This is a genomic window from Paraliobacillus sediminis (assembly GCF_003426055.1).
In genome coordinates, this window is the sequence record NZ_QJSI01000001.1 from 769,761 (window position 1) to 794,403 (window position 24,643).

Here is a 24,643-nt window from a genome sequence, read left to right on the forward strand (position 1 = left end):
GGAAAAGCAGAGAATTGTCCCCTGCTTCCCCTTAATATTTTCCTAATCCCATATGCTGATATCTGCCTCTAGCTATTTGATAAACGCCATATAAAAATAATCCAATTGCAGTTAATGCAAGCAATACTTGTCCATAAGGTTCCTGAGATAATTCAGATAGAACACCATCTAGTCCCTTTACTTGATCGGAATTAGAGGTCCACGCGGTTTTAATAAATAAAAATCCAATCATACCAAATACAAATCCTCGTGAAACTAGACCTAATCTTCCAGCGTTTTTAGCGATTTTATACTCATGAGAGCTCATATCTTCTGTATGAAATATTTTCATGAACTTTGTAGTAATTCCCTTATAAAGCTCTACTATTCCATAAACAATGATAATTACGCCAATTGCTGCTATGAGCCATTGCCCAAAAGGTTGTGACAATAATTTAGCGGTCATTGTTTTTTCCGTATTACCACCACTACTTCCTGCATTTATAGCTATTTTAAAAGCACTAAAAATAAGTCCACCATAAATAATTGCAATTACCAAACTGGATCCTCGTGATAAAAGTCCTTTCAATCCTTTTCCTTTATTCTGGGGATCTTTGATAACTTTAATGAGTAACCACATTTCATATAATAATAATCCAATAACAATTAGCCAAAGTATTATCTCACCAAAAGGCATTCCAGCCAAAGATCTAAACATTCCTTTTGTGCCTGATGTGTTACCACCAATGCCGATCGCTGCCATAAATGTTAATATACCAACCATGACAAACACCAAACCTTTTGCCATATATCCAATTCTTGCAAGGCGTCTAATCCAGGGCTTTAATTCTTCTTTAGCTTCTTCTGTAGATACATTGCTAGAATTCCCTATCTCCATAAGTAACCTTCTTCCTAAATAATAATAGATTCACTGTAATATTCCCTTTCACATAAAAAAGAAACCAAAGGAAGCAGGGGACGGTTCTCTGCTTCCTTTTAGCTTGTGTTTTTTCTGAATAATAGTCTCCAAGATAGGTGAATATTTTGAGAATCAGTAGTATATCGAAAGAAGAAATTTACAGACGGTGAAGCTAGAAAGGAAATAGTAAGGCTGTTAGGAGATTTAAAAAAAGTGTAGGTCGAAGATACAAAATAGTAGGGAAAGTAAAAAGAGTTGAAAAGATATCACAACGGCAGGTTATCAAGAACTTCAGCTGTGTCACGAAACTTAATATTTAAGACTAATAAGGAAGCAGAGAACCGTCCCCTGCTTCCCCAAACAGTTCCTATATGATCACAAGTGCAAAATCTAAGAAGACTGTCTCACTAATCAGGAGACAATCTTCTTTTCATTTTAGTGCTTAGTTATTAACTTTCTCATCATGTAAAACAAATTTATCAACGACTTTTGCTACTCCGTCGTTCATATTTGTATCTGTTACGTAATCAGCTATTTCTTTAATATCATCTGGGGAATTTCCCATTGCGACACCGAGACCGGCAAATTCAATCATTGCTTGGTCATTGTAACTGTCACCGATCGCAATAACTTCCTCGCGTTTAATGCCGCAAGCTTGAATTAAGTGGTCTAGGCTTGTCCCTTTTGTTACGCCTTTTTCCGTGAATTCTAGAAAATAAGGCTTGGAACGCATGACACTAAATTCTTCTGCTAATTCAGCTTGAAGCTTTTCTTCAACTTGCTTTAATTTATCTGGAGCGTCAACCATTAAGATTTTAACAACTGGTTCTGGAACGCCGTCTATAAATGAGGGCACTAATTTTATTGGCAGTCCTGTAAGTTTGGCCTCTATCGTTGTATACTGATTTTCAGCTTCTGTAATAATTTCATCTCCAACATAGGTGTGGATAAAAACATCTTCACGACGGCTAAGGTCATAAATTCTTTTTACATTTTCAAGAGATAATGTGCTGCTGAATAATTCTTGATTGGAATGACAGTTTGTTATCTTTCCACCATTAAATGACAAAATAAAACTTCCATATTGCGCTAAAGAAAGTTCTTCGGCAATTTTTGTCATGCCAAACGTTGGTCGACCAGAGGCAAGTACGACTTTTACCCCTTTTTCTTGTGCATCCATCAAAGCTAATTTCGTGCGCTTGGAAATTGTCTGATCATCACGCAATAACGTATCATCTAAGTCTAGTACAATCATTTTATAAGCCATATCAATTAATCCTCTCTATTTGCAACATATTCTTTAATTCTACTAGATTTTATAAGAAAAAGGGCTGAAATTGTGAAAATTCAAGATTATTTTTCATGGTAATACATGTTATATTAGAGATAAGTTGAGGGGGCTATTAAAATGGATACAATAATTTTTGATGTCGATGACACATTATATGATCAAGCGCTATCCTTTCATAACACGTTCAGGGCGCTAATTGAAGGCTCATTTACATATGAAGAGATTGATCAGATATATAAGGTTAGTCGTAAATATAGCGAGATTTTATTTGACCAAAGTGAAGCAGGTGAAATAACACAATTTGAATGGCAAACTGGACGTATTATAGCAGCATGTAACGATTTTGACATACCGATTGATACAAAAAAAGCAGCAACCTTTCATGAAGCGTATGTTACCGAACAACAAAACATCGTATTGTTTCCTGAGGTAGAAAAGCTGTTAGACGTTCTTTATAAACAAGGATACCGACTAGCAATCCTCACCAATGGGGAAGAACAACATCAGACGCGGAAGATTAATCAGCTGAAACTTAGTAAATGGATTCCGTTAGAGAATACCTTTATTTCTGGAACCCTTGGTCATGCCAAACCGAAAATAGAAGTATTTGAGATTATCGAAAAGAAGCTTCATCTTGATAAATTAAATACGGTTTATATTGGGGACTCTTTCGAAAAAGATATTGTAGGTGCAAAACAAGTAGGTTGGCAGGCTATCTGGATGAATCATCGCAAAAGAGAGTTGCCAGCGGATGCTCGATTTAAACCGGATCAAGAAGTGTTTAATGCCAAAGAGCTTTTAGAACTATTTGTAAAAAACAACTAAGCCAGACTAACTTTAGGAATCAGTCCAAGAACTGATTTCTATTTTTTGTATGCAGCTGCCACGTATTTTAATGTATACAGACACTAGTTATTTTCCGATACTAATGAAATACCCTCAATCAAAACAAGGAGTCATCATTATTATGAGAAAAAGAAGACTGGTTATTTTGGCTGGAAATGGTTTGTCTGTAGATTTGATTAAATACTTACATTTAGAGTTGGATACTTCCGCACCATTAAAATCCTTTCATAACCCAAACATAAAATTTGACCCATTCATTAATAAGTTAGACTCTATCAAGCATAAGTTGATGCCTCTTTCACATACGCAATCTGATTTTGATGCGATGAATGAATTTTTAAATTATGGACATTGGAAAAAGCATGATCAACAAAATGAATCTGATTTGCGGAAATTTTTAGCTTTATCTTATTCGACTTTTCAATTAGAAATGGATAAATATAATCTCGTACAATGGCCATGGACACTGTGGATGCAGAGGTATAGAAAAGACATCGTCGGTTTGATCTCTTTTAACTATGACTTGATTTTGGAAAATGCTTTTAGACAAGCGTATCCTATCAGAGGATATCATAGGGTCGGAACACAGAATGAAAAAGGTGGCGTTCCATTTTTTAAGCCACATGGATCGATTGATTTTGAATTACCTGAAAGTGATACTGCTAGTAGTTCAACAACGAATGGGAATCAAATACACGATGCAAAAGAAAATCGTTTTGTGACAACTATTTCCTATCATGATGTAGAAAAATTTAGAATACAACCAGATCTTATTCCACCAACGCAGAAAAATTATCATATTGGAAGAGCGTGGATTCAAGATTTATTTGAGAGCTATTCAAATTGCGTGCAATCCTCTTATGTGAATACGTTTGTAATAGTAGGTCATGCTTTTGGTCTTGCAGATAGAAAAGAAATACATTATTTTATATCTGAACTACCTAAGGGATGTTCCTTTTATATTGTTAATCCATCGTTTAATTCCGAAGCTATTCAAGAACTAGTAAGCTTTATTGAATCGAATGGCCATATCGTAGTAGTTACACGAAGATATGGTCCGCCCCGTTTGGATTAAGTTTGTACGTTGCTACTTTTGATATCTCACGAAACAATACTGCCTAGAAGCCCAATAATATGATACGATAATTGAATGAATCGAGATAGGATTTGCTAGGAGGTAATTATGAAACGCGTGTATTATTTATATATATTTTTAATTGTATTATTAATTACAGGGATAGCTTTTTCATTTTCTTTTTATAAGAAAGCGGATACTTTTGATGAAAAATTGACTGAGGCTCAACCTTCTTCGTCTGTCCCAACCTATCACTTTGCCTTAATTGGTGAGGAGATGGATCATGATTATTGGCGCTTAGTTGGCGATGGAGCAAAAGCAACAGAATCAATCTACGATGTTTTTATTGAATACGTGGGACCGAGTCGATCAAATCCAGAGGAGCAACTAGAGCTTCTTGATATGGCGATTAAATCTAAAGTGGATGGAATTATTGTTCAAGCTTTAAATGATGATTTCACCTCGTTGATTAATCATGCGGTAGATGCTGGTATTCCAGTACTAACGATTGATACGGATTCTCCGACAAGCCTACGTTCTGCTTATATCGGTACAGATAATTATGCAGCGGGTCAATTAGCTGGAGAGGCACTAGTCAAAGATACTGGAGGAGAAGCAACTGTAGGAATTATTACTGGTAGTTTTGATAATGCGCATCACCAACTTCGAATAGAAGGATTTAGAAATGTCGTCGACCAAGTTGAAGGGATTAAAATTGTTGCGATTGATGAATCGAATATCACTGGAGTGGAAGCTGAGGAAAAGGCGTATACGATGTTTTCAGAGAATAGTGAGATCACTGCATTTTACGGTACGAGTTCATATGATGCAAGCGGGATTATTGCAGCTGCTAATTCTTTAAATCGAGAAGATGACCTGTATGTAATTGGTTTTGATACATTAGATGAAAATATAGATTTGCTCCAAAATGGTGATATTGACGTACTTATCGAACAACAACCGTATGAAATGGGCTATCAAAGCATCGGAATTATGCTCGATATCATTAAAGGTGGTTCAGTTGAGGAGATAAATCATACCGATGTAACCGCTATCCGTAAAGCAGATTTAGCTAATTGGACAAGAGAAAAGGATGAGACGCCATGATTAAAATACGGACAAAATTACTGCTGTATTTTACTGTGCTCTTATTATTTATTTCCATTCTATTTTTTGTTCGTGAACAAAGTGATCAACAAGTGAAGGAGCTATATGAAGAAAGTTCGAATCATTTATTACTATTAAATGATATTACCGACATCACGGAGCAAACATATCAATCTTTAGAAATCTATGTGAAAGAACCGATAGTAGATAATCTTGATACATACGAGCAAAATAAGAATAAGCTGCTCGACTTACAACAGGCTTTTACCAATAAAGAAATGTTGGGCATACCAAAGAAAAACTTCTTTAATATAATAACGAGTTTTATTGCGCACACAGATCAAACGATTATAGGGATAGAGAATGAGGATATTCAAAATTATTCGCTCCATTTAAGTGAAGCAGAGAAAACATCGCGTTACATTCATGCGCAAACGCTCGATCTTATTAATACAGAACTATCAAACTATCAGGGTGTGTATAAGCTTGAACATCAAAAAATACAACAAACAAAAAACATGGGCACTGCGATATTTCTTTCTTTTATCGTCCTTAGTATTTTATTTGCGATTTGGTTTTCCAATGGTATTACGCGAACAATCGATCGCTTAACAAGAGCGGCGCAAGAAATATCAGCTGGGTACTTTTCTGGGAAAGATGTTGTTATTTCTAGAAAAGATGAACTATGGTTTTTAACAAAAACGTTCAATGAAATGAAAAAAAATATTAAGCAATCCGTAACGGAAATTGAAGAAAAGGCTAAGCTTGCACAATTATTAAAGGAGATGGAGTTAAAAAGCCTCCAAAATCAAATTAATCCACATTTTCTGTTTAATACACTAAATACAATTTCTAAAACATCAATAATTGAAGGTGCAGATCGGACAAATGATTTAATTGCCTCCGTATCAGCGCTACTTCGTTATAATATTGGCAATATTGAGCGAGATACAATCCTCAAGAATGAAGTGGAAATTGTGAAGGAGTATTTTTTTATTCAAAAAACGCGCTTCGGAAATCGTGTTGATTTCGTTGAAAAGGTTGATCAAACATGTTTGTCAACGCCTATCCCATGTCTAACACTGCAGCCAATTATAGAAAATGCATTTATGCACGGAATTGAGTCGATGGCCAGCGGAGCTAAGATTGAATTACATATCTATCAGGATGTAGGAAATGTCGTAATTGATATTACAGATAATGGTGTTGGTATGGAGCAGGAAACAATTGATCACTTGCTAGAAGATAAGGAAGAGCAAGAACTTCTTCTACCAGAAAAAAGATCGGGACATTCAACGGGGATTGGACTACGTAATGTGATAGATCGGCTTAATTTATTTGACAAAGATAGTAAGGTTACCATTTCTTCGACTTTAGGATCTGGTAGTACTGTTTCCATTCGATTAAAGAAACAACAGGAATAGGGGGGGAATAGTTTGATAAAAGTAATGTTGGTGGATGATGAACCATTAGAAAGAGAAGGACTGGGACTTATTCTTCAAAAAAATCGCTCCAATTTTGAAATAGTAGCAGAGGCTGAAAATGGAAAAGAAGCAGTGGAACAAGCTTTAAAATATGAACCGGACTTGATTTTTATGGATATAAAAATGCCTGTTTTTGATGGTATTGTAGCAATTAAAAAAATTCTCGCAGTTCTCCCTCATGTGACGTGTATTATGGTGTCTGCATTTGATACCTTTGATTATGCACAGGAAGCGATGAAATACGGCATAAAGGAATATTTATTGAAACCAAATAAAATTTCCAATGTTCTAGAGGCCTATGATCGGATGGTTAGTGAAATAGAGAATGAGAAACAACAGGCTATCGAAAAAGTGGAGACTGATCATAGACTTGAACGCGCTAATTCTGTGGTGGAGAGGGAGTTTATCGTTACATTAATGATGGATCACATTCATGAATTTAGTGAAAAAGATTGGGATCAATGGTTATACGTAGAGGAAAGAAAAGGCTTTGTTGCAATCTTTTCATTTGATTCTACGATGCTAAAACCGGATCGGGATGAAAAAAGTACCTGGTATCGATTGTTGAAACAATCATTACATGAACATGACTACCATTGTCTTGTCGGTCCATTAATTAGTTTTCAAGTACCTGTCTTTATTTTATTTCATGATCATCAGGAAGTAACACTAGAGATGAGACAAGAATTCGCACGATCGATCATTCATTCCGTGCAAAATAAACTAGACCAGAGTCGGTTGTTTGCTGGAGTCGGCGCAGTGATAACAAATGTGAATGACTTTTCGCAATCTTATCAAGAAGCAAGCTATGCTTTAGAATTTGTTCAACACGATCAAAACGCCTCTTACATGGTTTACAGTTCGAAATTAAAACGAAAACAACAAGAGTTAATTCCGTTCGAAGTAGAGAAAACGTTAATTGAATCTATTAAACATGGAGACATACAAGAAACATTAAATCATTTTAATTCCTATTTCCAATTAATCCAAAAAGCATCTGATTATAAAGTAAAAACTATTAAAAAGGCTCTGGAGGATTTTGTAATCGTATTAACGCGTTCAGTCAAAGAGCTTGGATTAATGGAAGATTTCCAGATGCGTTTTTCACATTTAGAAACGGCCATGCAAATAAAGGAAGTAACCAAAACCCATCTTTCTTATATTGTTGAGCGAATTGCAAAATGGCGCACAGATGGGGTGCAAGGTTTATTAATTCAAGCCAAAGACTACATCGATCATCATTTCGATAAACAAATCTCATTAGAAGAGGTAGCTGAAGAGATTGGTATTAGCTCTTATTATTTAAGTAAGTTATTTAAAGAACGTTTTGAAATAACTTTTATCGACTATTTAACGAACACGAGATTAGAAAAAGCAAAAGGATTACTATTAGATTCTGCTATGCCATTAAAAGAAATAGCATTGACTATCGGCTACAAAGATCCAAATTATTTTAGTCGTGTTTTTAAGAAAGAAACAGGTTGGAGTCCGCGTGCTTATCGAACAAACTATCAATTTTATAAGTAAATAAATTTCGTTTGATCGAATGGGACAAGAGTTTTCTTGTCTCATTTTTTGCGTTTCACAAGATAATCTAGGTTTTAACAAGAATATGCAGACGAAAGCGCTATCAAATAAACGATTTCTTGGTAAATTAAATATATGTTAAATCGAAACAATGTAAACGGAATCATTTGAACATTTTGTTTGTAGGGTTTATCTACTAAAATTTCAAAGTTATATTTTTATTTAAAATGGAGGAGGATCATCATGAAAGATAAACATTCAATTTGGTATGTAATTTTAATCACTGCTTCAGCTGGTATGGGTGGTTTGCTATATGGTTTTGATACTGCAGTAATTTCAGGTGCAATTGGCTATTTGCAAGTTTTATACGATTTGAGTCCAGCGATGGAAGGTTGGGTCATTTCATGTGTAATGATTGGTGGTGTTTTAGGTGTTGCGATGTCAGGCTTTTTAAGTGATAAGTATGGAAGGAAAAATATACTTATCATTTCGGCAGTGTTCTTTATTATCTCTGCCCTTGGCTCTGCATTTGCCGTAAACGTAACGATGCTTGTTTTTGCTAGAATATTAGGTGGATTTGGTATCGGTTTTGCTTCGGCTTTATCTGTGACGTATATTAGTGAATGTGCTCCACCAGCAATTCGAGGACGGCTAGGCTCTCTTTATCAATTGTTTACGATTATAGGTATTTCGATCACTTTTTATATTAACTTTGGTGTAGCAAATAGTGGTACTTATGAATGGGGTCTAGAAAGCGGTTGGCGTTGGATGCTGGGATATGGAACTTTCCCAGGAATTATCTTTTTAATTCTATTGTTCTTCATTCCTGAAAGTCCAAGGTTCTTAATAAAAAAAGGAAGAGAAACAGAAGCATTTCAAATATTAAAGCGCATTAATGGAGAAAAAGTAGCGATAAAAGAAGCAAAGGAAATAAAGCATTCTATTGATGTGGAAAAGAATACTTCTGTAAAACAGCTATTCAAGCCTGGGCTTCGGGCAGCAATGGGTGTCGGTATCTTTTTAGCTTTGTTTAATCAAGTAATTGGAATGAATGCGGTTACGTACTATGGTCCAGATATTTTCCGGAGTGTTGGGTTTGAAAATAACACAGAATTCTTGGCAACAAGTATCATTGGAAGTGTACAACTTGTGTTTACTATAGTTGCGATTCTATTAATTGATAAATTAGGAAGAAAAAAATTAATGGCAATCGGTTCAAGTTTAATGGCGGTCTTTATGGTGCTAATTGGAAGCGTGTTTTATTTTACGCCAGAAAACAGTGGTCCTTTACTAGTAATTTTCATTGCAGGTTTCACGGCTGCTTTCTGTGTCTCGATGGGACCAATTCCTTGGGTTATGATTCCAGAAATTTTCCCAAACCATTTACGAGGAAAAGCAGTTGGGATTGCAACAATGTTTCTTTGGGGAGCAAACTGGGCGATTGGACAATTTACACCAATGCTAATTAATGGCATGGGCGGTGCATTTACATTTTGGATGTTCGCAGCAATAAATGTTGTTTGCTTTACATTTGTAATGACAATTGTACCAGAAACTAAAAATAAATCTCTTGAGGAAATCGCATTGATCTGGAAGCCTAAGAAAGATAAAAAGACACAAGATAAAGTAGCGAGTATGCGTTAATAATAGTGGGAGTAAAACAATGATCGAACATTTAGTTCGATCATTGTTTTTGCTTTATTTTGCAGTGAATGACGGATCCTTGTATATAAAAAGGAAAATCCTGTCATTTTATTATTATTTTCAAATCTAATGATCTATAAAACTACCTATATTCTCATCGGTACGTGTATTTTTTACTTGTTTTAGTGTGGCTACTATTAGAAAGCTGACAATAACAAGCAATAGCCAGGAACTCACTTTTCCTAAATGAACAAGTGTCCATGCTTCAGCTTGGTCAGGGTATTCCCAAGCACTGAAAAATGTTGCGATGTTTTCAGCAATCCAAATAAAAAATCCAATCAATACAAAGGATAAAGAAAGAGGCATCCGGTAGAATGTGCTACCGACTTCGAAAACTACCCATGTTTTCCGGAAGACAAGAATAACAAGTGCAGAAAGGAACCATCTAATATCTATCCAAAAGTGATGTGTGAAAAAGTTAAAATAAATGGCTGCAGCAAGTGGAACAACAAGTGCAAATGGAGGCCATTTAATTAAGCGAACATTAAGTCTCCGCCATGCTTGGCATAAATAGCTAGCAACACTCGCATACATAAACCCACTATATAATGGCACGCCAAAAAACTTGGAGTACCCTTCATCGGGATATGACCACGAGCCCATATGTACTTTAAACAGTTCAAGCGCGAGTCCAATTAAATGAAAGATAGTAATAACTTTTAATTCATCACGCGTTTCAAGATGGGTATATACCATCAAGACCTGCGTGATGAGACAAATTAGTAACAGCCAGTCATAACGAGACAGTAAGGGAAGTGAGACAAACTTGGTAATAGCCAGTGAAGCAAAAATGACAACGGGAAAGATACAAGACAATGCTTGTTGCAGACCAAATAGGTAAAGTTGTTTTAAGGCTTTCATGAGATCGGCCTCCAATGATTTTATTTAATAAAACGAGAAATTTATTATCCCTTGCTAGTTTTTTGTGCTAATTCCTTCTCATTAAACGCCATTTTCCAGCTGTAGTAGTCGTTGTCAGGATTTTTTTGATAACGTAAATAGGCATCAAACGTGTTGCCTTTTTTACTTGTTAATCCTTTTATGTGTATAACTTCTTTTGTTAAAAGTGTTTTTGCCATTGTTTTGGTTACATGCTTTTTCATCGTTGCTAGGAATTTATCATTCTTCCATAATACGAAGGTACAACCATTTTTCCAATCGCTACATCCGAAACCTTTTACGCCTTCTATCACAGGACTTCCACATGCCGGGCACTTTCCGAGCGAATCCTTTAAAGTTGCCGGATTACTTTCGCCGCCGGATGTATTTCGAATTGTTATCGCTTCTGTCCCTTTTATAGTAGAAACTGCATCATTGGTGAACGTATATACTTCATTTAGAAATTCATTTTTGCTGATTTTACTTTTTTCCATATCAAATAAGGATTTTTCTAATCGACCAGTGAATTCTAAATCAAATAATTGTTTGATAGGGAAGGATTCTACTAATCTTTTTCCTAATGCGGTACAGGTCAAGTTTTTTTGTTCAGTCGTAATATACCCAACATCTTTAAGCTTCTTTATCGTGTCGGCACGCGTTGCAGCGGTTCCAATACTAAATCCTTGTAAAATTGTCCCCATAATCGCTTCACTTGTTTCGCTTTCTTCATCCTTATAAGACTTTCCGCATGTTTCCATAACCCGGAGAAGCGTTCTCTCGGTATGCTTTTTTGGGGGTTTTGTCGCATGGGTAGATAGTTCTGTATCTAGTATTTTAACTTTCATATTTACTTCTACTGCTGGTAAAAGTACATCTTTCGTTTGAATTCGCTCTACTTTTTTCCAACCTTCTGTAATTTGCACTTTTCCTTTTGTTTGAAAAAAACCTGCTAAGGCGACGTGATCTACTTCTGTCTTAATTGTTGTTTCCTCGTATTTTGCAATCGGCATAAATTGCATGATGAAACGATTTTTAATTACTGTGTAGACAATCTGTTCATCGCTAGTCAGGCGCTTTGGAATCAAATAGGTTGGTATAATCGCACTGTGACTCTCTACTTTTGCATTATTAAATATCCGTTTATTCTTAAGGAATTTAATTTCTTCTTTATAAGGTAGATCAGTCGAAACGGCTTCAAGGACTTTTGCTGTTTTTTCAACTAAGCTCTCTTCTAAAGCTGTGCTGGATGTTCTTGGGTACGTAATGAATTTTTTTTCATAGATTGACTGGGCCACTTTTAAGACTTTATCTGATGTCCAACCTTTATATTTGTTTGTAATATAACCTTGCAAGTTAGATAGATTAAATAAAAATGGTGGATATTCTGTTTTTTGTTCGACTTGTTTATCTGTAATTGTCGCAGGTTGATTGTCTATCTGTTTTTGGACCACTTCTAACTGCGATTTCTCCTTGAACTTAGCCTTTTCTTCTATATATGTACCTTGATAAACGTGGCTTTCAACTGTTTGGAAATTCGCATTTAACTTGTAATAATCTTCGGGTTCGAATTGTTCAATTTCACTATCACGATCATAGATTACTTTTAAAGTAGGCAACAGCACACGGCCGATATTAAGCACCTTACCTCTACCTTTTTGGAATTTTAAAGTTGCGACAGAAGTCAAATTAATACCGATGACCCAGTCTGTCCATTGCCGGCTTAAACCTGCATGAAGCAATGGTCTCATTTCTTCATTTGGCTTAAGGTTCTCCATCCCACGTAAAATTTCCTTGGGCGTCCATTCATTTAATAATAATCGGTAAACCTGTTTCTTTGTTTTGCTATTGTAAATGATGCTATCTCCAATAAGTTGGCCTTCACGATCAAAGTCACAAGCAGAAACAATCGCATCAACATCTTGTCGCTTAATAAGGGAATGAATGATTTGTAATTGTTTTGCTGCCCCTGCATCACGTTGTTTGCGATTTCGTGGGTTACTTTTCACTTTATATTGAAATGCTGAAGGAATAAAGGGGAAGTTATCCAATTTCCATCGTGCCATTTTTTCATCATAATCTTTTGAATCATATAACTCTAGTAAATGGCCAAAAGCCCACGTAATTAAATAACCATTGCCATCAAAATAGCCATCTTTTTTCTCTTTTACTTTTAAAGCATCCGCAATATTCTTTGCTACAGATGGCTTCTCAGCTATAAATAATTTCATCATCGTACTCCAATCATTTAGGGATGTATTTGTGTTTGAGGGTATAGGAATGTGGTAAACCGATTAACATGCATGCTTTTAGTATACCACGATATGCTATTTCGTTGAGAAAAATGTTGAGATAGGAATTAAAAAGAGGCAGAGTTTTTTGATGAAATAAGGAGTAGCTCCGTTTCGAAGCTACTCCTTTTGAACGTTTATTTATTTTATTTTAAAGCTTAAGAAACCATCGTCTACTGGTAATGTTTGGCCATTGATTGCACTAGCATCTTCGCTAAATAAGAATGAAACAACGCTAGCTATTTTTTCTGGCTGTATCAACTCGCCACGCATATGTTGTTCTGCTAGGAATTTCTTTGTCTCTACATCATCACCGATTATTGGTGTGTCGATAAATCCAGGTGCGACACCAACAACGCGAATGTTATGTTCTGCTAATTCTAGTGCTGCAGATTTACTCATCATAACAACCGCTGCTTTTGCTGCATTATAATTAAAGCTTCCAACTGCTGCTAATGATCCGTAAATTGATGCAGTATTAACAATTGTACCCTTCACGCCTAGTTCAACCATTTTCTTAGCGCCATAATATAAGCCATAGTATACACTATGCTGGTCAACATCGATCACTTTATGATACGTTTCAGGATCCATTTCTAAGAAAGGTTTAACAAGTCCAATTCCAGCATTATTGAATATACCGTTAAAGGTACCGAATTTTTCAACTGTCCAGTCAATTAAAGCTTTGATCTCATCCCCGTTAGCCACGTCAACTTTATATGAAGCTGCTTTTCCACCAGTTGCTTCAATCTCAGTTACTACTTGGTTTGCACCTTCTTCATTAAAGTCTGCAATAACTACAGCAGCTCCTCTAGCGGTAAGTTTTAAAGCAGTTTCTTTACCTATTCCACTTGCTCCGCCTGTGACGATAATAGCTTGTCCTGTTAGTTTTTCCATTGTTAAAGTCCCCTTTGTATAGACTAGTTATTTACTAATAAAATTATACGCCTCTTATATTACTTTTGAAAATAAAACGATTATAAAGTTTAAAAACTTTCAGTACCCGGGTTCTTGGCTATTATTTATAACAGGTGTTATAACCATTATTATAGAAGTAAGGTTGCTTCCATTAGTAGTATTTTGTGAATCTTGGAGGATAGTTGATTTAAAAAGCTATGAGTATCTTAATAGCAAAATACACAAATAAAAGTTCCCTAATCAAAATTCAATTAGGGAACTTCCTATAGCTATTGTCTCATTATTCTTTTCTGATCTTATGAATTTCATCAGCAACAAATTGAACTTGTGTTCCAACTACAACTTGAATATTATGTGAACTTACAATATTGATTCCAGGAATTCCAGTTGCTTTAATTCTCTTTTGATCCACGACATCCATGTCTTTCACTTCTAAACGTAAACGTGTGACACAATTATCAACGGAAACAACATTTTCATCTCCACCCAAGCCTTTATAGATTTCAGTGGCCATCGTTTTTACTTTATCATTAGATGAATCCGTTTTATCTAATGTACTTTCTACATCATCACTATCTTCATCTTCTCGACCAGGAGTTTTTAAGTTAAATTTTGTAATTAAAAAACGAAATAGGAAGTAGTAAATAAGAGCAAATACTATTCCTTGTACTACCAACATTAATGGTAGGTTCGCTAGTGGAAGTCTTGAGCTTAATACAAAGTCAACAAATCCAGCACTAAATCCAAATCCTGCTGTCCAATGAAATAAGGCAGCAATAAATAATGAAAATCCAGTTAATATAGCGTGAACAAAGTAAAGCGCAGGTGCCAAGAACATAAACGAGAATTCTAATGGTTCCGTAACTCCCGTAAAGAATGAAGCAAATCCTGCTGCTAATAATAAAGAAGCTGCTTGTTTCTTTCTTTTCGTTTTAGCTGTATGATACATTGCTAAGGCAGCAGCTGGAAGCCCAAACATCATAACAGGGAAAAATCCAGCTTGATACATACCAGTAATCCCTTTTACACCAGATCCATCCCAAAACTTACCGATATCATTAATGCCAGCAACATCAAACCAAAATACAGAGTTTAGTGCATGGTGTAAGCCTGTTGGAATTAAGAGTCTATTGAAGAAACCATATAAACCAGCACCAACCGCACCTAAATCACTAATTGCTGTTCCAAATGAAACTAAAGCAGAGTATACAAGTGGCCAAACGAAGAACAATACAGCTGAAGCTCCGATCATAGAAGCTGCACTCATAATTGGTACAAGCCGTTTACCACTAAAGAATGCAAGAGCGTCTGGTAATTTTACATGACTGAAACGATTGTACATAATGGAAGCAATAATACCAGAAAGAATACCAACAAAAGCATTCTCAATCTTTGAAAAAGCAGGATCTACTACGGAAGGATCCACACCTTGTAATAATGCTACTGTTCCAGTTGAAAGTAATGTTGTGGTTACAAGAAAAGCAACCAAACCGCTTAATGCAGCCGAACCATCTTTATCTTTAGACATACCAAGAGCGACACCGACGGCAAATAGAATAGGAATGTTATCAATAATCGAAGAGCCAGCTTTGATCAAAAAGGCAGCGGTTACATTTCCGGACCCCCAACCTGAAGGGTCAATCCAATAACCAATACCCATTAGAATAGCTGCTGCAGGTAAAACTGCAACCGGTAACATTAATGAACGACCAAGTCTTTGAACATAATTCATCATCTTTACATGACCTCCTATAAATAATTGATCCAAACGTAACAAGATAAAATGTTAGTTATTTAGTTCTAATCAAAACATGTTACGATTAATAGGATTACCTAAAGCGTAATTAAGGTGCTTCTCCTTTCATTTATTAAATCTATACTAGCACAGCAAACTTATAGTTGTCTATACCAATATAGATTTATTATTATTTTGTAGATTCTTTTTTTCACTTCATCTATGTGTTTGATCCGTTATAATCTTGTATAAGAGTCAGGAAATCAAGAACAACTTGTCTATACCAATACACTTATTTAGTAAATATAAATTTATTTATGTAAGTTAACTAGACAACTATACAATAAAAGTGTTATTCTTATCATATATTAAAAAATACTGGCGGTGAGAAAATGAATAATCATAATGTACTACTTACCAACTTAGAAATTTATACAGACAATGACAAGATTGAAAAAGGTTATATAAGAGTAGTTAATGGGACAATAACTGAAATAGAAGTGATGGATAAACTTTCAAATCATGATGGATTTGAATTAATAAGGTTACCGGACCATTCCAAAGCAATTCCTGGAATGATTGATGTCCATATTCACGGTGTTAATGGTGCAGATACGATGGATGCAACGAAAGAAAGTTTGCAAACAATGGTTAACTCTCTTCCATCTGAAGGGACGACCAGCTTTTTAGCGACAACAATCACGCAGGATCAAACGTCAATTGAAAATGCATTGCATAATGCAGGTGATTTTATAAAATACCAGCAACCAATAGGACAAGCGGAACTATTAGGTGTTCACTTAGAGGGTCCTTTTATCAATCGAAAACGAGCGGGTGCACAACCAGTTGAACATGTGATCAATCCTAACATAACGTTATTCAAAAAATGGCAAAGTATTGCTAATAATGCGATTAAGCTAGTGACGTTAGCTCCAGAACAAGCTGGGGCAAATACACTGATTAATTATTTGAAAGAAACGAATGTTATTGCGTCTATTGGTCATTCGGATGCAACACTTAAAGAAGTTGACCATGCAATTACAGAGGGTCTAACACACGTTACGCATTTATATAATCAAATGCATGAATTTCATCATCGCGAACTTGGTGTTGTTGGTGCAGCATTAATTAGAGAAAAATTAATAGCAGAAATAATCGCAGATGGTATTCATGTTGAACCAGAAGCAATCAAATTAGCTTACCAACAAAAAACAGCAGAGCGATTAATATTAATAACAGATGCGATGCGGGCAAAGTGTTTGAAAAATGGAAGCTATGATTTAGGCGGTCAACAAGTAACAGTGAAAGATGGGAAAGCAACACTTGCAGATGGTACTTTAGCAGGAAGCGTTCTAACGATGGTGCAAGCATTTAAAAACATTATCTCGTTTACTGGTTGTGGTATAGAAGATGCAATCAAGATGTCCTCAACGACACCTGCAAAAGAATTAAAAGTATACGACCGTAAAGGAAGTATTACAACTGGTAAAGATGCTGATATTGTTATTCTGGATGAACACTTAGAGATTATTATGACACTATGTAAAGGCAAACTTGCCTATAAGAAGGAGAAATAAAATGAAACTTATTACAGCAACTAATTATAGTGATATGAGTAGAATTGCTACTGAAATAATTTTAAAGCGTATCAAGTCTTCAGATAAGCTCACATTAGGTTTAGCTACTGGTAGTACCCCAATTGAAACGTATCAATATATGATAGAAGATTATCAACAAAATAAAACCGATTATCACCACGTAACTACATTTAATTTAGATGAATATGTAGGTGTGGGTCCAACTGATCGGACTAGCTATTATTATTTTATGAAATCGAAACTATTCGATCATATTCATATACCGAGGGAACAAACGCATATCCCTAATGGTTTAGCAAACAACTTAGAAGATGAGTGTAGCTATTATGAAAATAAAATTAAAAATCAAGGTGGAATAGATTTACAGTTGCTTGGTTTAGGGAGTAATGGTCACATTGGATTTAATGAGCCGGGAACGAATTTTGATATAAAAACACATGTAGAACAGTTGACTGAAGCGACACGTAGCGCAAATGCAAGGTTCTTTGACAGTTTAGAGGAAGTACCAACGCATGCAATTACAATGGGAATTAGCACGATACTACAAAGTAATGAAATACTACTGTTAGTATCTGGTGAAAAAAAGAGTAGTGCGCTGACAAAATTATTAAAAGACACGAAATTAGACCCGTCATTTCCCGCTTCTTCATTGCACAATCACCCAAATGTAACGATTGTTGCAGATCAAGAAGCATTGCAGTATGCTAATCTTACTTAAGTAAAGATACGGTAAGAGATAATCAATTAGATCAAATGGATTGAATTTTTTACGTTTGAAAGGAGGTAACCAAGAATGATTGATAAAAATTCAGCTGTTCCAATCTATCACCAATTGGAGGAGCATATTAAAAAATTAATTGAAAATGGTGATCTAAAACCAGGTGACATGATTCCATCTGAACGTGAATATGCTGAAAAATATAAAGTGAGTAGAATGACAATACGTCAAGCAATAGTAAATCTAGTAAATGAGCGTTATCTTTATCGTGTAAAAGGTAAAGGAACATTTATAATGGAAAAAAAACTAGAACAAAGTTTACAAGGCCTAACTAGTTTTTCTGAGGATATGAAATCAAGAGGTATGAAAGCGAGTAGTAAATTAATCAGCTTTGAGATTATTCCTGCTGATAGTAAACTCGCAGATCAGTTGGGAATTCAGGAACATGGCCCAGTCTATGAAATAAAACGTATTCGTTTAGCTGAAGAAGTACCGATGGCGCTAGAACGCACTTATATTTCTGCGAATAAAGTAAAAGGCTTAACAGAGGAAATCGTACAACAATCTTTATATAAATATATCGAAGAAAAACTTCATTTAAAAATTGCTAAAGGAACACAAGAAATTGAGGCTGTTTTAGTAAACAGTGAAGAGGTCGAATATTTAAATGTTCCGGAACATTCACCGATTATGTTAATTCAGCGCACAACTAGTCTTGAAGATGGGACAATTTTTGAAGTGGTTAAATCATCTTATCGTGCAGATAGATATAAATTTATGATTGATTTAACGCGAATTTAATGCCTAAGTTTGGGGTGAATACAATGAAAAAAATACCTGTTACGGAATCCGTTAATGAAAATAGTTTAGCTATAGATGAAATGGAAGCAATTGATATTGTTACGTTGATGCTTGAAGAAAATCAAGTAATATACCAAGGTGTGAAGACATGTTTGCCTCAGATAGCACGTGCTGTTGATTTAATCGTCTCACAATGGAACAAAGGTGGACGGGTATTTGTTGTTGGAGCTGGAACGAGTGGTAGGATAGGTGTACTTGATGCGGTCGAGTTAGGACCAACATTTTCAGTTCCAGCAGACCGTTGGATAGCGATTGTAGCTGGAGGTCAAAAGGCAATGTGGCATCCGCTGGAACAGCATGAAGATGATAGTTCTAAGGTAATTAAGGAATTAGAGCAACACAATTTAAATGCGCGTGATTGTGTGATCGGTATAACGGCTAGTGGTTCAACATCATTTGCGCTCGCAGGTATTAAATATGCAAATGAAGTGAATGCGGTAACAATTGCGATAAGTTGTAATCATGATACAACTGCTTCTTCTATAAGTGATTGTGCAATTGAAGCTGTCGTTGGACCAGAGGTAATACGTGGATCTACTCGACTGAAGGCAGGTACTACGCAAAAGATGATTATTAACATGTTGTCTACAGCTACAATGATTCAACTTGGCAAAGTATATCAAAATCAAATGGTAGAAGTACAACTTATAAATAACAAGTTAGTAAAACGCGCGGAGCAATCTTTAATGACGATTGCAGATGTATCAGAAGCTGAAGCAAAGATACTTATGAAAAAAACAGAACATAATTTAAAGCAAGCAATTTTTATAAGTTTAACAGATGCAAGCGTTGAACAAGCAGAAAAATATTTAAGAGAGTCAAACGGACACTTAAAAAAAGCAATACATAATTTCTTTTAGCAAACACGTCTATTTGAACACTTTCAAAAATAAAATTATTTACGAACGTTAGTTCTTTATTTGTGGGATCCTTTGCTGTATACTTAGAGTAAATACAACAAAGGATGGTGATTAGCAATGCCTGCTTTATTATCGGTTCATGAAGATAAACCTACTTACATGGACCACGATCAGTTATTCAAACAGTTGATCGGCACCTTTTTTGAAGAATTTATAGACCTATTTTTCCCCGAGATTCACCAACAACTAGATTTCTCATCCTTAAAACCACTAGCAGATGAAGTATTTACTGATTTGATTCATGGCGAAAGACGTCAAGCAGATATAGTGATGGAAGCATCATTAAAAGGTCAGGATACACTCCTCATTATACATGTAGAATCGCAAAGTTATACGCAAGATAATTTTGATGAAAGAATGTTTCAATACTTCAGTTTGTTGTATACTAAATATAGAAAACCAATCCTTCCTATTGCACTATTCACCTATGATACGATTCGAGAGGAATCAGATATTTTTGAAATGAAATTTCCTTTTCATCATGTATTAACTTTTCAATTTTTAAAAGTTGAGTTAAAGAAACAAAATTGGCGCGCTTTTTTAAAGTCTAATAACCCAGTCGCAGCGGCATTACTAAGTAAAATGGGTTACAAACAGACAGAGAGAATACAAGTGAAAAAAGAATTCTTACGTATTTTGGCAAGAATGGAACTAAATCCAGCGAAAATGCAATTAATATTCGGCTTTTTTGAGTCGTATATGAATCTAAATCAAACAGAGGAGGAAATTCTAATGGGAAGTTTGCGAGAATCCCAAGATGAAAGTCTAGAGGAATTCGTAAAAAAACTGCCTAACTCTTGGCGTGACAAAGGCTTGCGTGAAGGAAGGGAAGTTGGGAAAATAGAAGGACGAAAAGAAGGGAAGATTGAAGGTAAGATCGAAGGAAAGATCGAAGGAAAGATTGAAGGAAAAACTGAAGCACTTGCTGAGGTTGTCATTCGATTAATCACAAAATTTATTGCTCCCTTTCCAGAAAACATGAAAGAAAAGATGTTGGAACAAGAAATTGACACATTAGAATCAATTATAGATCATATAGATAGTTTCAAAAATATAGAAGAGGTAAGACAGTATCTGAAATAGATTTGAGTACCAGCCATTTATGAATGCTCTTTGTGTATGAGGAAGTCTAGTGGAGAAATCGCTACAAGGCTTCTTTGTGTAGTTGAAAAACTTCTGATCCTGTTAAATACAATGCTGTTGATAGAATTTTTAAATAACCCAACATTCAATCGTTACATTTAATTTACCAATGAGAGCTACTCTATTTCGTTTTTTTGATGATTGTACACAGTCGATCTCCTCCCTTTTACATATAATATTATATATTATGAAGTGGAGGGATCTGTATGCCTTGTTATCCTGGTTATCGATATTGTGGACCTGGTTGTAGTGGTCCTGGTACTCCCGTTAATCAATTAGATAGAATTTGTATGGAACATGATGCTTGTTACCGAAGATATAGTAAAAGAGTGTGCGATGATATTTTCCTAAGACAAACAAGTCGATTAGCGAACCAATCTAATAAAATGGGGAGAGATGCTAGATTTATGAATCAAGTTATTGGGAATAAACGCAATTGGTACTGATATTTTTACAATTTTAAAAACTTTCAGCTTAAGTTGCAACAAATGCTATCTAAGCTGAAAGTTATTATCACGGCTACGTTCATTCTTCCATAACAAGAATTGGTTTGATGGTACTACCATTCTTCGATTCTTCAAATGCTTGTTTCACATCTTTATAGTTATAGAATTTCAGTTGAAACTTTTGAGTATTAATTGAACAAGTACGCTATCGATTATGTAAGCGCTCCAATTAATCTACTTTGATCTATTTTGGCATAATGCCAAGCCAACGTATCATAAATAAAGATAGCACTGTATCAAAAATGATAAGAAAATGAAACAATGTACGAGCATAATGTTTGTTACAATTAAAGAGAGTAGAAAAAATGGACTTTTTTAGATAGCGATAAGATGTACGGGTAGAAGATGTACATTTTTAAATACGTGTTATGGGGGATTTAAATGACAACATTAGAGAAACAATTGATCAGTAAATCTTTTTATAAGACACTTATGGAAAGTAATGAAACTGAACACCCGATTAAGGTTTTGGGTGAAAAATATAAGGAAGCGCAACAGAATGAAGCGAGCGATTTAGCTTCTATTCGGTTTGCACAGGGCGAAGTTTATTTTTTGAATAACGACTATGAAACGGCTATTTTTAAATGGAAAAGTGTTTCAAATGAGTTACGTTCTTGGGCACAATTAAACATAGCGGATGCGCATTATGAAATGCATGCATTATCTATTGCTGAGGAAAATTATAAAGAAATTGAAACGGATTCAGATGTTTTGAAAATAGAAGTACTGTTGCAATTATTAGCACTTTACATACAACAGGGTAAGCTTGATATGGCAACCGAGACAATAAAAAAAGCGGTCCGTCTAAACCCAGATGATCCAGATGTGACCGAAACAGCTCGTGCGTTCTTTGAGGATAATTACGACTTTGATAATGCAGTTGCGCTTGCGGTTGATGAAGTTATTCGAACAGGTTCACTCGCATGGGTGGGTTCTTTAGAGTCGTATATTAGACAAGGATATACAGCGCAAATGGAGCCAGGCTATTTTAGTGATGTCTTGATGGTGGTATATAATATCGATCATGTTCGATTTGAAAGCCTTACTAGTGAACTTTGGAAAAGCTATCGTGAAACAGATTTTTATTTCACATGGCTAAGAGAGATCAACCAATTGATTCTTGATACGGCACCAGAATATGGACTTATATGGAAGGATCTTTCCTTCCTATATAAAGAAACGTATTTTTCATTGATTAATGGTGAGTATGTCATACGTGAGTTCTCTGATTTAATAGCGAATCATCTAACAAATTGGATAAAGCTATCTACAGAATCAGATGCTTTGGTCGCTTCAGCGGCTGTACTGGCATGGAATGAAGTTTTCCCAACTGATCTTGAAAATTCTGTAGTCAACGAAGCGGAAAGTTTGGTAAATAATGCTGCTTCCTATCCGAAACTTCTGGATGATGCTTTAGGTCTATTCGAGTCAATTAGAAAATGGGCGGAGGATAAGAATTTATCCGTTAGTAAACGAATTGAATCGATGGTCAGTGAGCTGTCTGATGTTGCGCATCACCACTTACTTGTTGCAGGAACAGCGAGTAATAAAAAATCCGCTTTTGTAAACAGGTTACTAGGTGAGGAACTCTTAGATAATTCAGCCACAGCTACCGTACTTTTTAAAGATTCCGAAGCCACGGATATTCAGATGATTTCGGATGAAGAAATAAAACCTATTTCTGGCTTCGCTGATTTGAAAGATAATGCGAAACAAAAGGATGCGTTTATTCATTGCAATATGCCACTACCTTTTTTAAGTAAAAATAAGTTGGCATTGGTAGTAGGTAGAGGTGAGCGATTCAGAGATATGCATGTAGCAGATAGTATTCTATTTGTTCTTGATGCTGATACCTCTTTAACAGGGAAAGAGTTAGATGCAGTTATCAGAATAGGAGAGCGAATTCCATCATTGCCTATTCATTTTCTGTTAAGTAAGAAGGAAAATATAACGGATAGTGAGATAGTCGAACAAACAACGACACGAATTACAACGTATTTTCCAGACGCAAAAATATTTATTCTGTTCGAAAATGAAGAGCCTACAGGTTTGTTCCATGAGTTGTCTACTTTTGTTCGTTCATTAAATGTGAAAAACAAAATGGCACGTTCCAATAGTCTTCTCTACTACATGAAGGAATCAATTGCCTATCTGCTTGAGAAACGAGTAGAAATGGAGAATGAGATCGTCAATAATATCAAATGGAATGAAGATATTGTCGAAAAGCTAAATGGTGCGTTTAATCAGTTGAGTGATATGGAAGAGAATCAAGTCCGTGTTACGAAACATGCATATAACACGATTAAAAATGAAATAAAACAAGATGTAATGAAGAAAATACCAGAGATTTTACGAAGTTGCTCTAAAATGGTGACCAAAGACAGTGATTTTGGAAAAATACATGTGGAGCTAAATGATGAAATGAATAAACGCGTGACCACCTATTTAGAAGGTACAGCTATGCCTAAATTTCGGGCTGCAATTCAAAGCTGGATTGCCCAAAGCGAAGCAGAATTCAAAGAAAATCAGGTATATTTAGATGAAATGAGTGATAGTTTCAATCAATTATACCGTGAAGAAAAGATAGTCCTAACGTGTGATTTTAAGGTGATGGATGATTGGCGTCGTGATGCAGACAGGATGACGCTTGGAAGTATGCAACTAGAAAATAACAATATTCTCATGCGTTTTACCCAATCACAGTTTTTATTAAAAGGTGCTGGAAAGTTGTTTGATGCACTATCACAAAAAGAATTACTTCATAATAAATATAAGCAATACATTGAAAATAAAGACTATAAAGCGACAACAGTAACGATTACTGATAAATTCATGCAGCAATTTGAGTTATTCGAGCGATCGCTAGAACGAGATATCAGCATGTTTTTCATTACCCCGATTGCTGTATTAAATAGAACGCTAGAAGAAACGAAAACGGAGATTGAAGAAAATAATGCTGCTTTAAGTCGTATGCAGACAAATCCTGAAATCTATCGTGATCCGCTTAACTTATTTGAATTAAAGTTACGCCAATACGAATGGATGGCAGCTGCAGGAATAAAATAGAATGATAAAAACCTCTCAATTCTTTGAGAGGTTTTTTGTGTGTGATGTCGCAACTAGTTTGATTTAATTCGTATTTGTT

Annotated in this window: 19 protein-coding genes; 13 read left to right on the top strand and 6 right to left on the bottom strand. The window is 35.4% G+C overall.

What is annotated here, in order from left to right; genetic code table 11:
- Positions 1–31: 31 nt before the first annotated feature.
- Together D2K60_RS03410 and D2K60_RS03415 are read right to left on the bottom strand one after the other, a co-directional pair.
- A complete protein-coding gene (locus tag D2K60_RS03410) occupies positions 32–877 on the bottom strand; it encodes a DUF1206 domain-containing protein (RefSeq protein WP_117168579.1) in 846 nt (281 codons plus the stop codon).
- Positions 878–1,340: 463 nt separating this feature from the next.
- Positions 1,341–2,165 carry a Cof-type HAD-IIB family hydrolase gene (locus tag D2K60_RS03415; RefSeq protein ID WP_117168580.1) on the bottom strand — a complete coding sequence of 275 codons (825 nt, stop codon included), beginning with the start codon at positions 2,163–2,165 and terminating at the stop codon, positions 1,341–1,343.
- Between the two features lie 141 nt (positions 2,166–2,306).
- Here D2K60_RS03415 and D2K60_RS03420 point away from each other — a divergent pair, with 141 nt between their 5' ends.
- The 6 genes from D2K60_RS03420 (at position 2,307) to D2K60_RS03445 (ending at position 9,872) form a co-directional block, all read left to right on the top strand.
- A complete protein-coding gene (locus tag D2K60_RS03420; RefSeq protein ID WP_117168581.1) occupies positions 2,307–3,014 on the top strand; it encodes an HAD family hydrolase in 708 nt (235 codons plus the stop codon).
- 142 nt (positions 3,015–3,156) lie between these two features.
- Positions 3,157–4,110 (top strand): hypothetical protein, encoded by a 954-nt coding sequence (locus D2K60_RS03425; RefSeq protein ID WP_117168582.1) that lies wholly within the window; start codon positions 3,157–3,159, stop codon positions 4,108–4,110.
- 108 nt (positions 4,111–4,218) lie between these two features.
- Complete coding sequence (locus tag D2K60_RS03430) at positions 4,219–5,217, top strand: sugar-binding protein (RefSeq protein ID WP_117168583.1); 999 nt, start codon at positions 4,219–4,221, stop codon at positions 5,215–5,217.
- Positions 5,214–6,641, top strand: coding sequence for a sensor histidine kinase (locus tag D2K60_RS03435; protein WP_117168584.1), 1,428 nt, complete (start codon positions 5,214–5,216; stop codon positions 6,639–6,641). Before D2K60_RS03430 ends, D2K60_RS03435 begins: the two co-directional genes overlap by 4 nt.
- Positions 6,642–6,653: 12 nt before the next feature.
- Positions 6,654–8,228 carry a response regulator transcription factor gene (locus D2K60_RS03440; RefSeq protein ID WP_117168585.1) on the top strand — a complete coding sequence of 525 codons (1,575 nt, stop codon included), beginning with the start codon at positions 6,654–6,656 and terminating at the stop codon, positions 8,226–8,228.
- Between the two features lie 243 nt (positions 8,229–8,471).
- Complete coding sequence (locus D2K60_RS03445; RefSeq protein WP_117168586.1) at positions 8,472–9,872, top strand: sugar porter family MFS transporter; 1,401 nt, start codon at positions 8,472–8,474, stop codon at positions 9,870–9,872.
- Positions 9,873–9,998: 126 nt separating this feature from the next.
- Here D2K60_RS03445 and D2K60_RS03450 read toward each other — a convergent pair whose 3' ends face one another.
- The 4 genes from D2K60_RS03450 to nagE form a co-directional block, all read right to left on the bottom strand.
- Positions 9,999–10,793 (bottom strand): DUF817 domain-containing protein, encoded by a 795-nt coding sequence (locus D2K60_RS03450; RefSeq protein ID WP_117168587.1) that lies wholly within the window; start codon positions 10,791–10,793, stop codon positions 9,999–10,001.
- Positions 10,794–10,837: 44 nt separating this feature from the next.
- Positions 10,838–13,039: a type IA DNA topoisomerase gene (locus D2K60_RS03455; RefSeq protein ID WP_117168588.1), complete on the bottom strand. Its 2,202-nt coding sequence runs from the start codon at positions 13,037–13,039 to the stop codon at positions 10,838–10,840.
- A gap of 201 nt (positions 13,040–13,240) precedes the next feature.
- Positions 13,241–13,996, bottom strand: a complete 756-nt coding sequence (locus D2K60_RS03460) for an SDR family NAD(P)-dependent oxidoreductase (RefSeq protein WP_117168589.1) — start codon at positions 13,994–13,996, stop codon at positions 13,241–13,243.
- A gap of 301 nt (positions 13,997–14,297) precedes the next feature.
- A complete protein-coding gene (gene nagE, locus D2K60_RS03465) occupies positions 14,298–15,752 on the bottom strand; it encodes an N-acetylglucosamine-specific PTS transporter subunit IIBC (RefSeq protein ID WP_117168590.1) in 1,455 nt (484 codons plus the stop codon).
- Between the two features lie 392 nt (positions 15,753–16,144).
- On the opposite strand from nagE, the gene nagA reads away from it, so the two are divergent.
- From nagA to D2K60_RS03500, 7 genes are all read left to right on the top strand, one after another.
- Complete coding sequence (gene nagA, locus D2K60_RS03470) at positions 16,145–17,329, top strand: N-acetylglucosamine-6-phosphate deacetylase (protein ID WP_117168591.1); 1,185 nt, start codon at positions 16,145–16,147, stop codon at positions 17,327–17,329.
- A 1-nt stretch (position 17,330) separates the two neighbouring features.
- Entirely contained in the window at positions 17,331–18,068 is a 738-nt protein-coding gene (gene nagB, locus D2K60_RS03475; protein WP_117168592.1) for a glucosamine-6-phosphate deaminase, read from the top strand.
- Between the two features lie 75 nt (positions 18,069–18,143).
- Positions 18,144–18,869 (top strand): GntR family transcriptional regulator, encoded by a 726-nt coding sequence (locus D2K60_RS03480; RefSeq protein ID WP_117168593.1) that lies wholly within the window; start codon positions 18,144–18,146, stop codon positions 18,867–18,869.
- 23 nt (positions 18,870–18,892) lie between these two features.
- Positions 18,893–19,789, top strand: coding sequence for an N-acetylmuramic acid 6-phosphate etherase (murQ, locus tag D2K60_RS03485; protein ID WP_117168594.1), 897 nt, complete (start codon positions 18,893–18,895; stop codon positions 19,787–19,789).
- Between the two features lie 117 nt (positions 19,790–19,906).
- Positions 19,907–20,932 (top strand): RpnC/YadD family protein, encoded by a 1,026-nt coding sequence (locus tag D2K60_RS03490; RefSeq protein ID WP_117168595.1) that lies wholly within the window; start codon positions 19,907–19,909, stop codon positions 20,930–20,932.
- Positions 20,933–21,198: 266 nt separating this feature from the next.
- Positions 21,199–21,438: a phospholipase A2 family protein gene (locus tag D2K60_RS03495; RefSeq protein WP_117168596.1), complete on the top strand. Its 240-nt coding sequence runs from the start codon at positions 21,199–21,201 to the stop codon at positions 21,436–21,438.
- A 441-nt stretch (positions 21,439–21,879) separates the two neighbouring features.
- Positions 21,880–24,564 (top strand): P-loop NTPase family protein, encoded by a 2,685-nt coding sequence (locus D2K60_RS03500; protein ID WP_117168597.1) that lies wholly within the window; start codon positions 21,880–21,882, stop codon positions 24,562–24,564.
- The last annotated feature ends 79 nt before the right edge of the window (positions 24,565–24,643 follow it).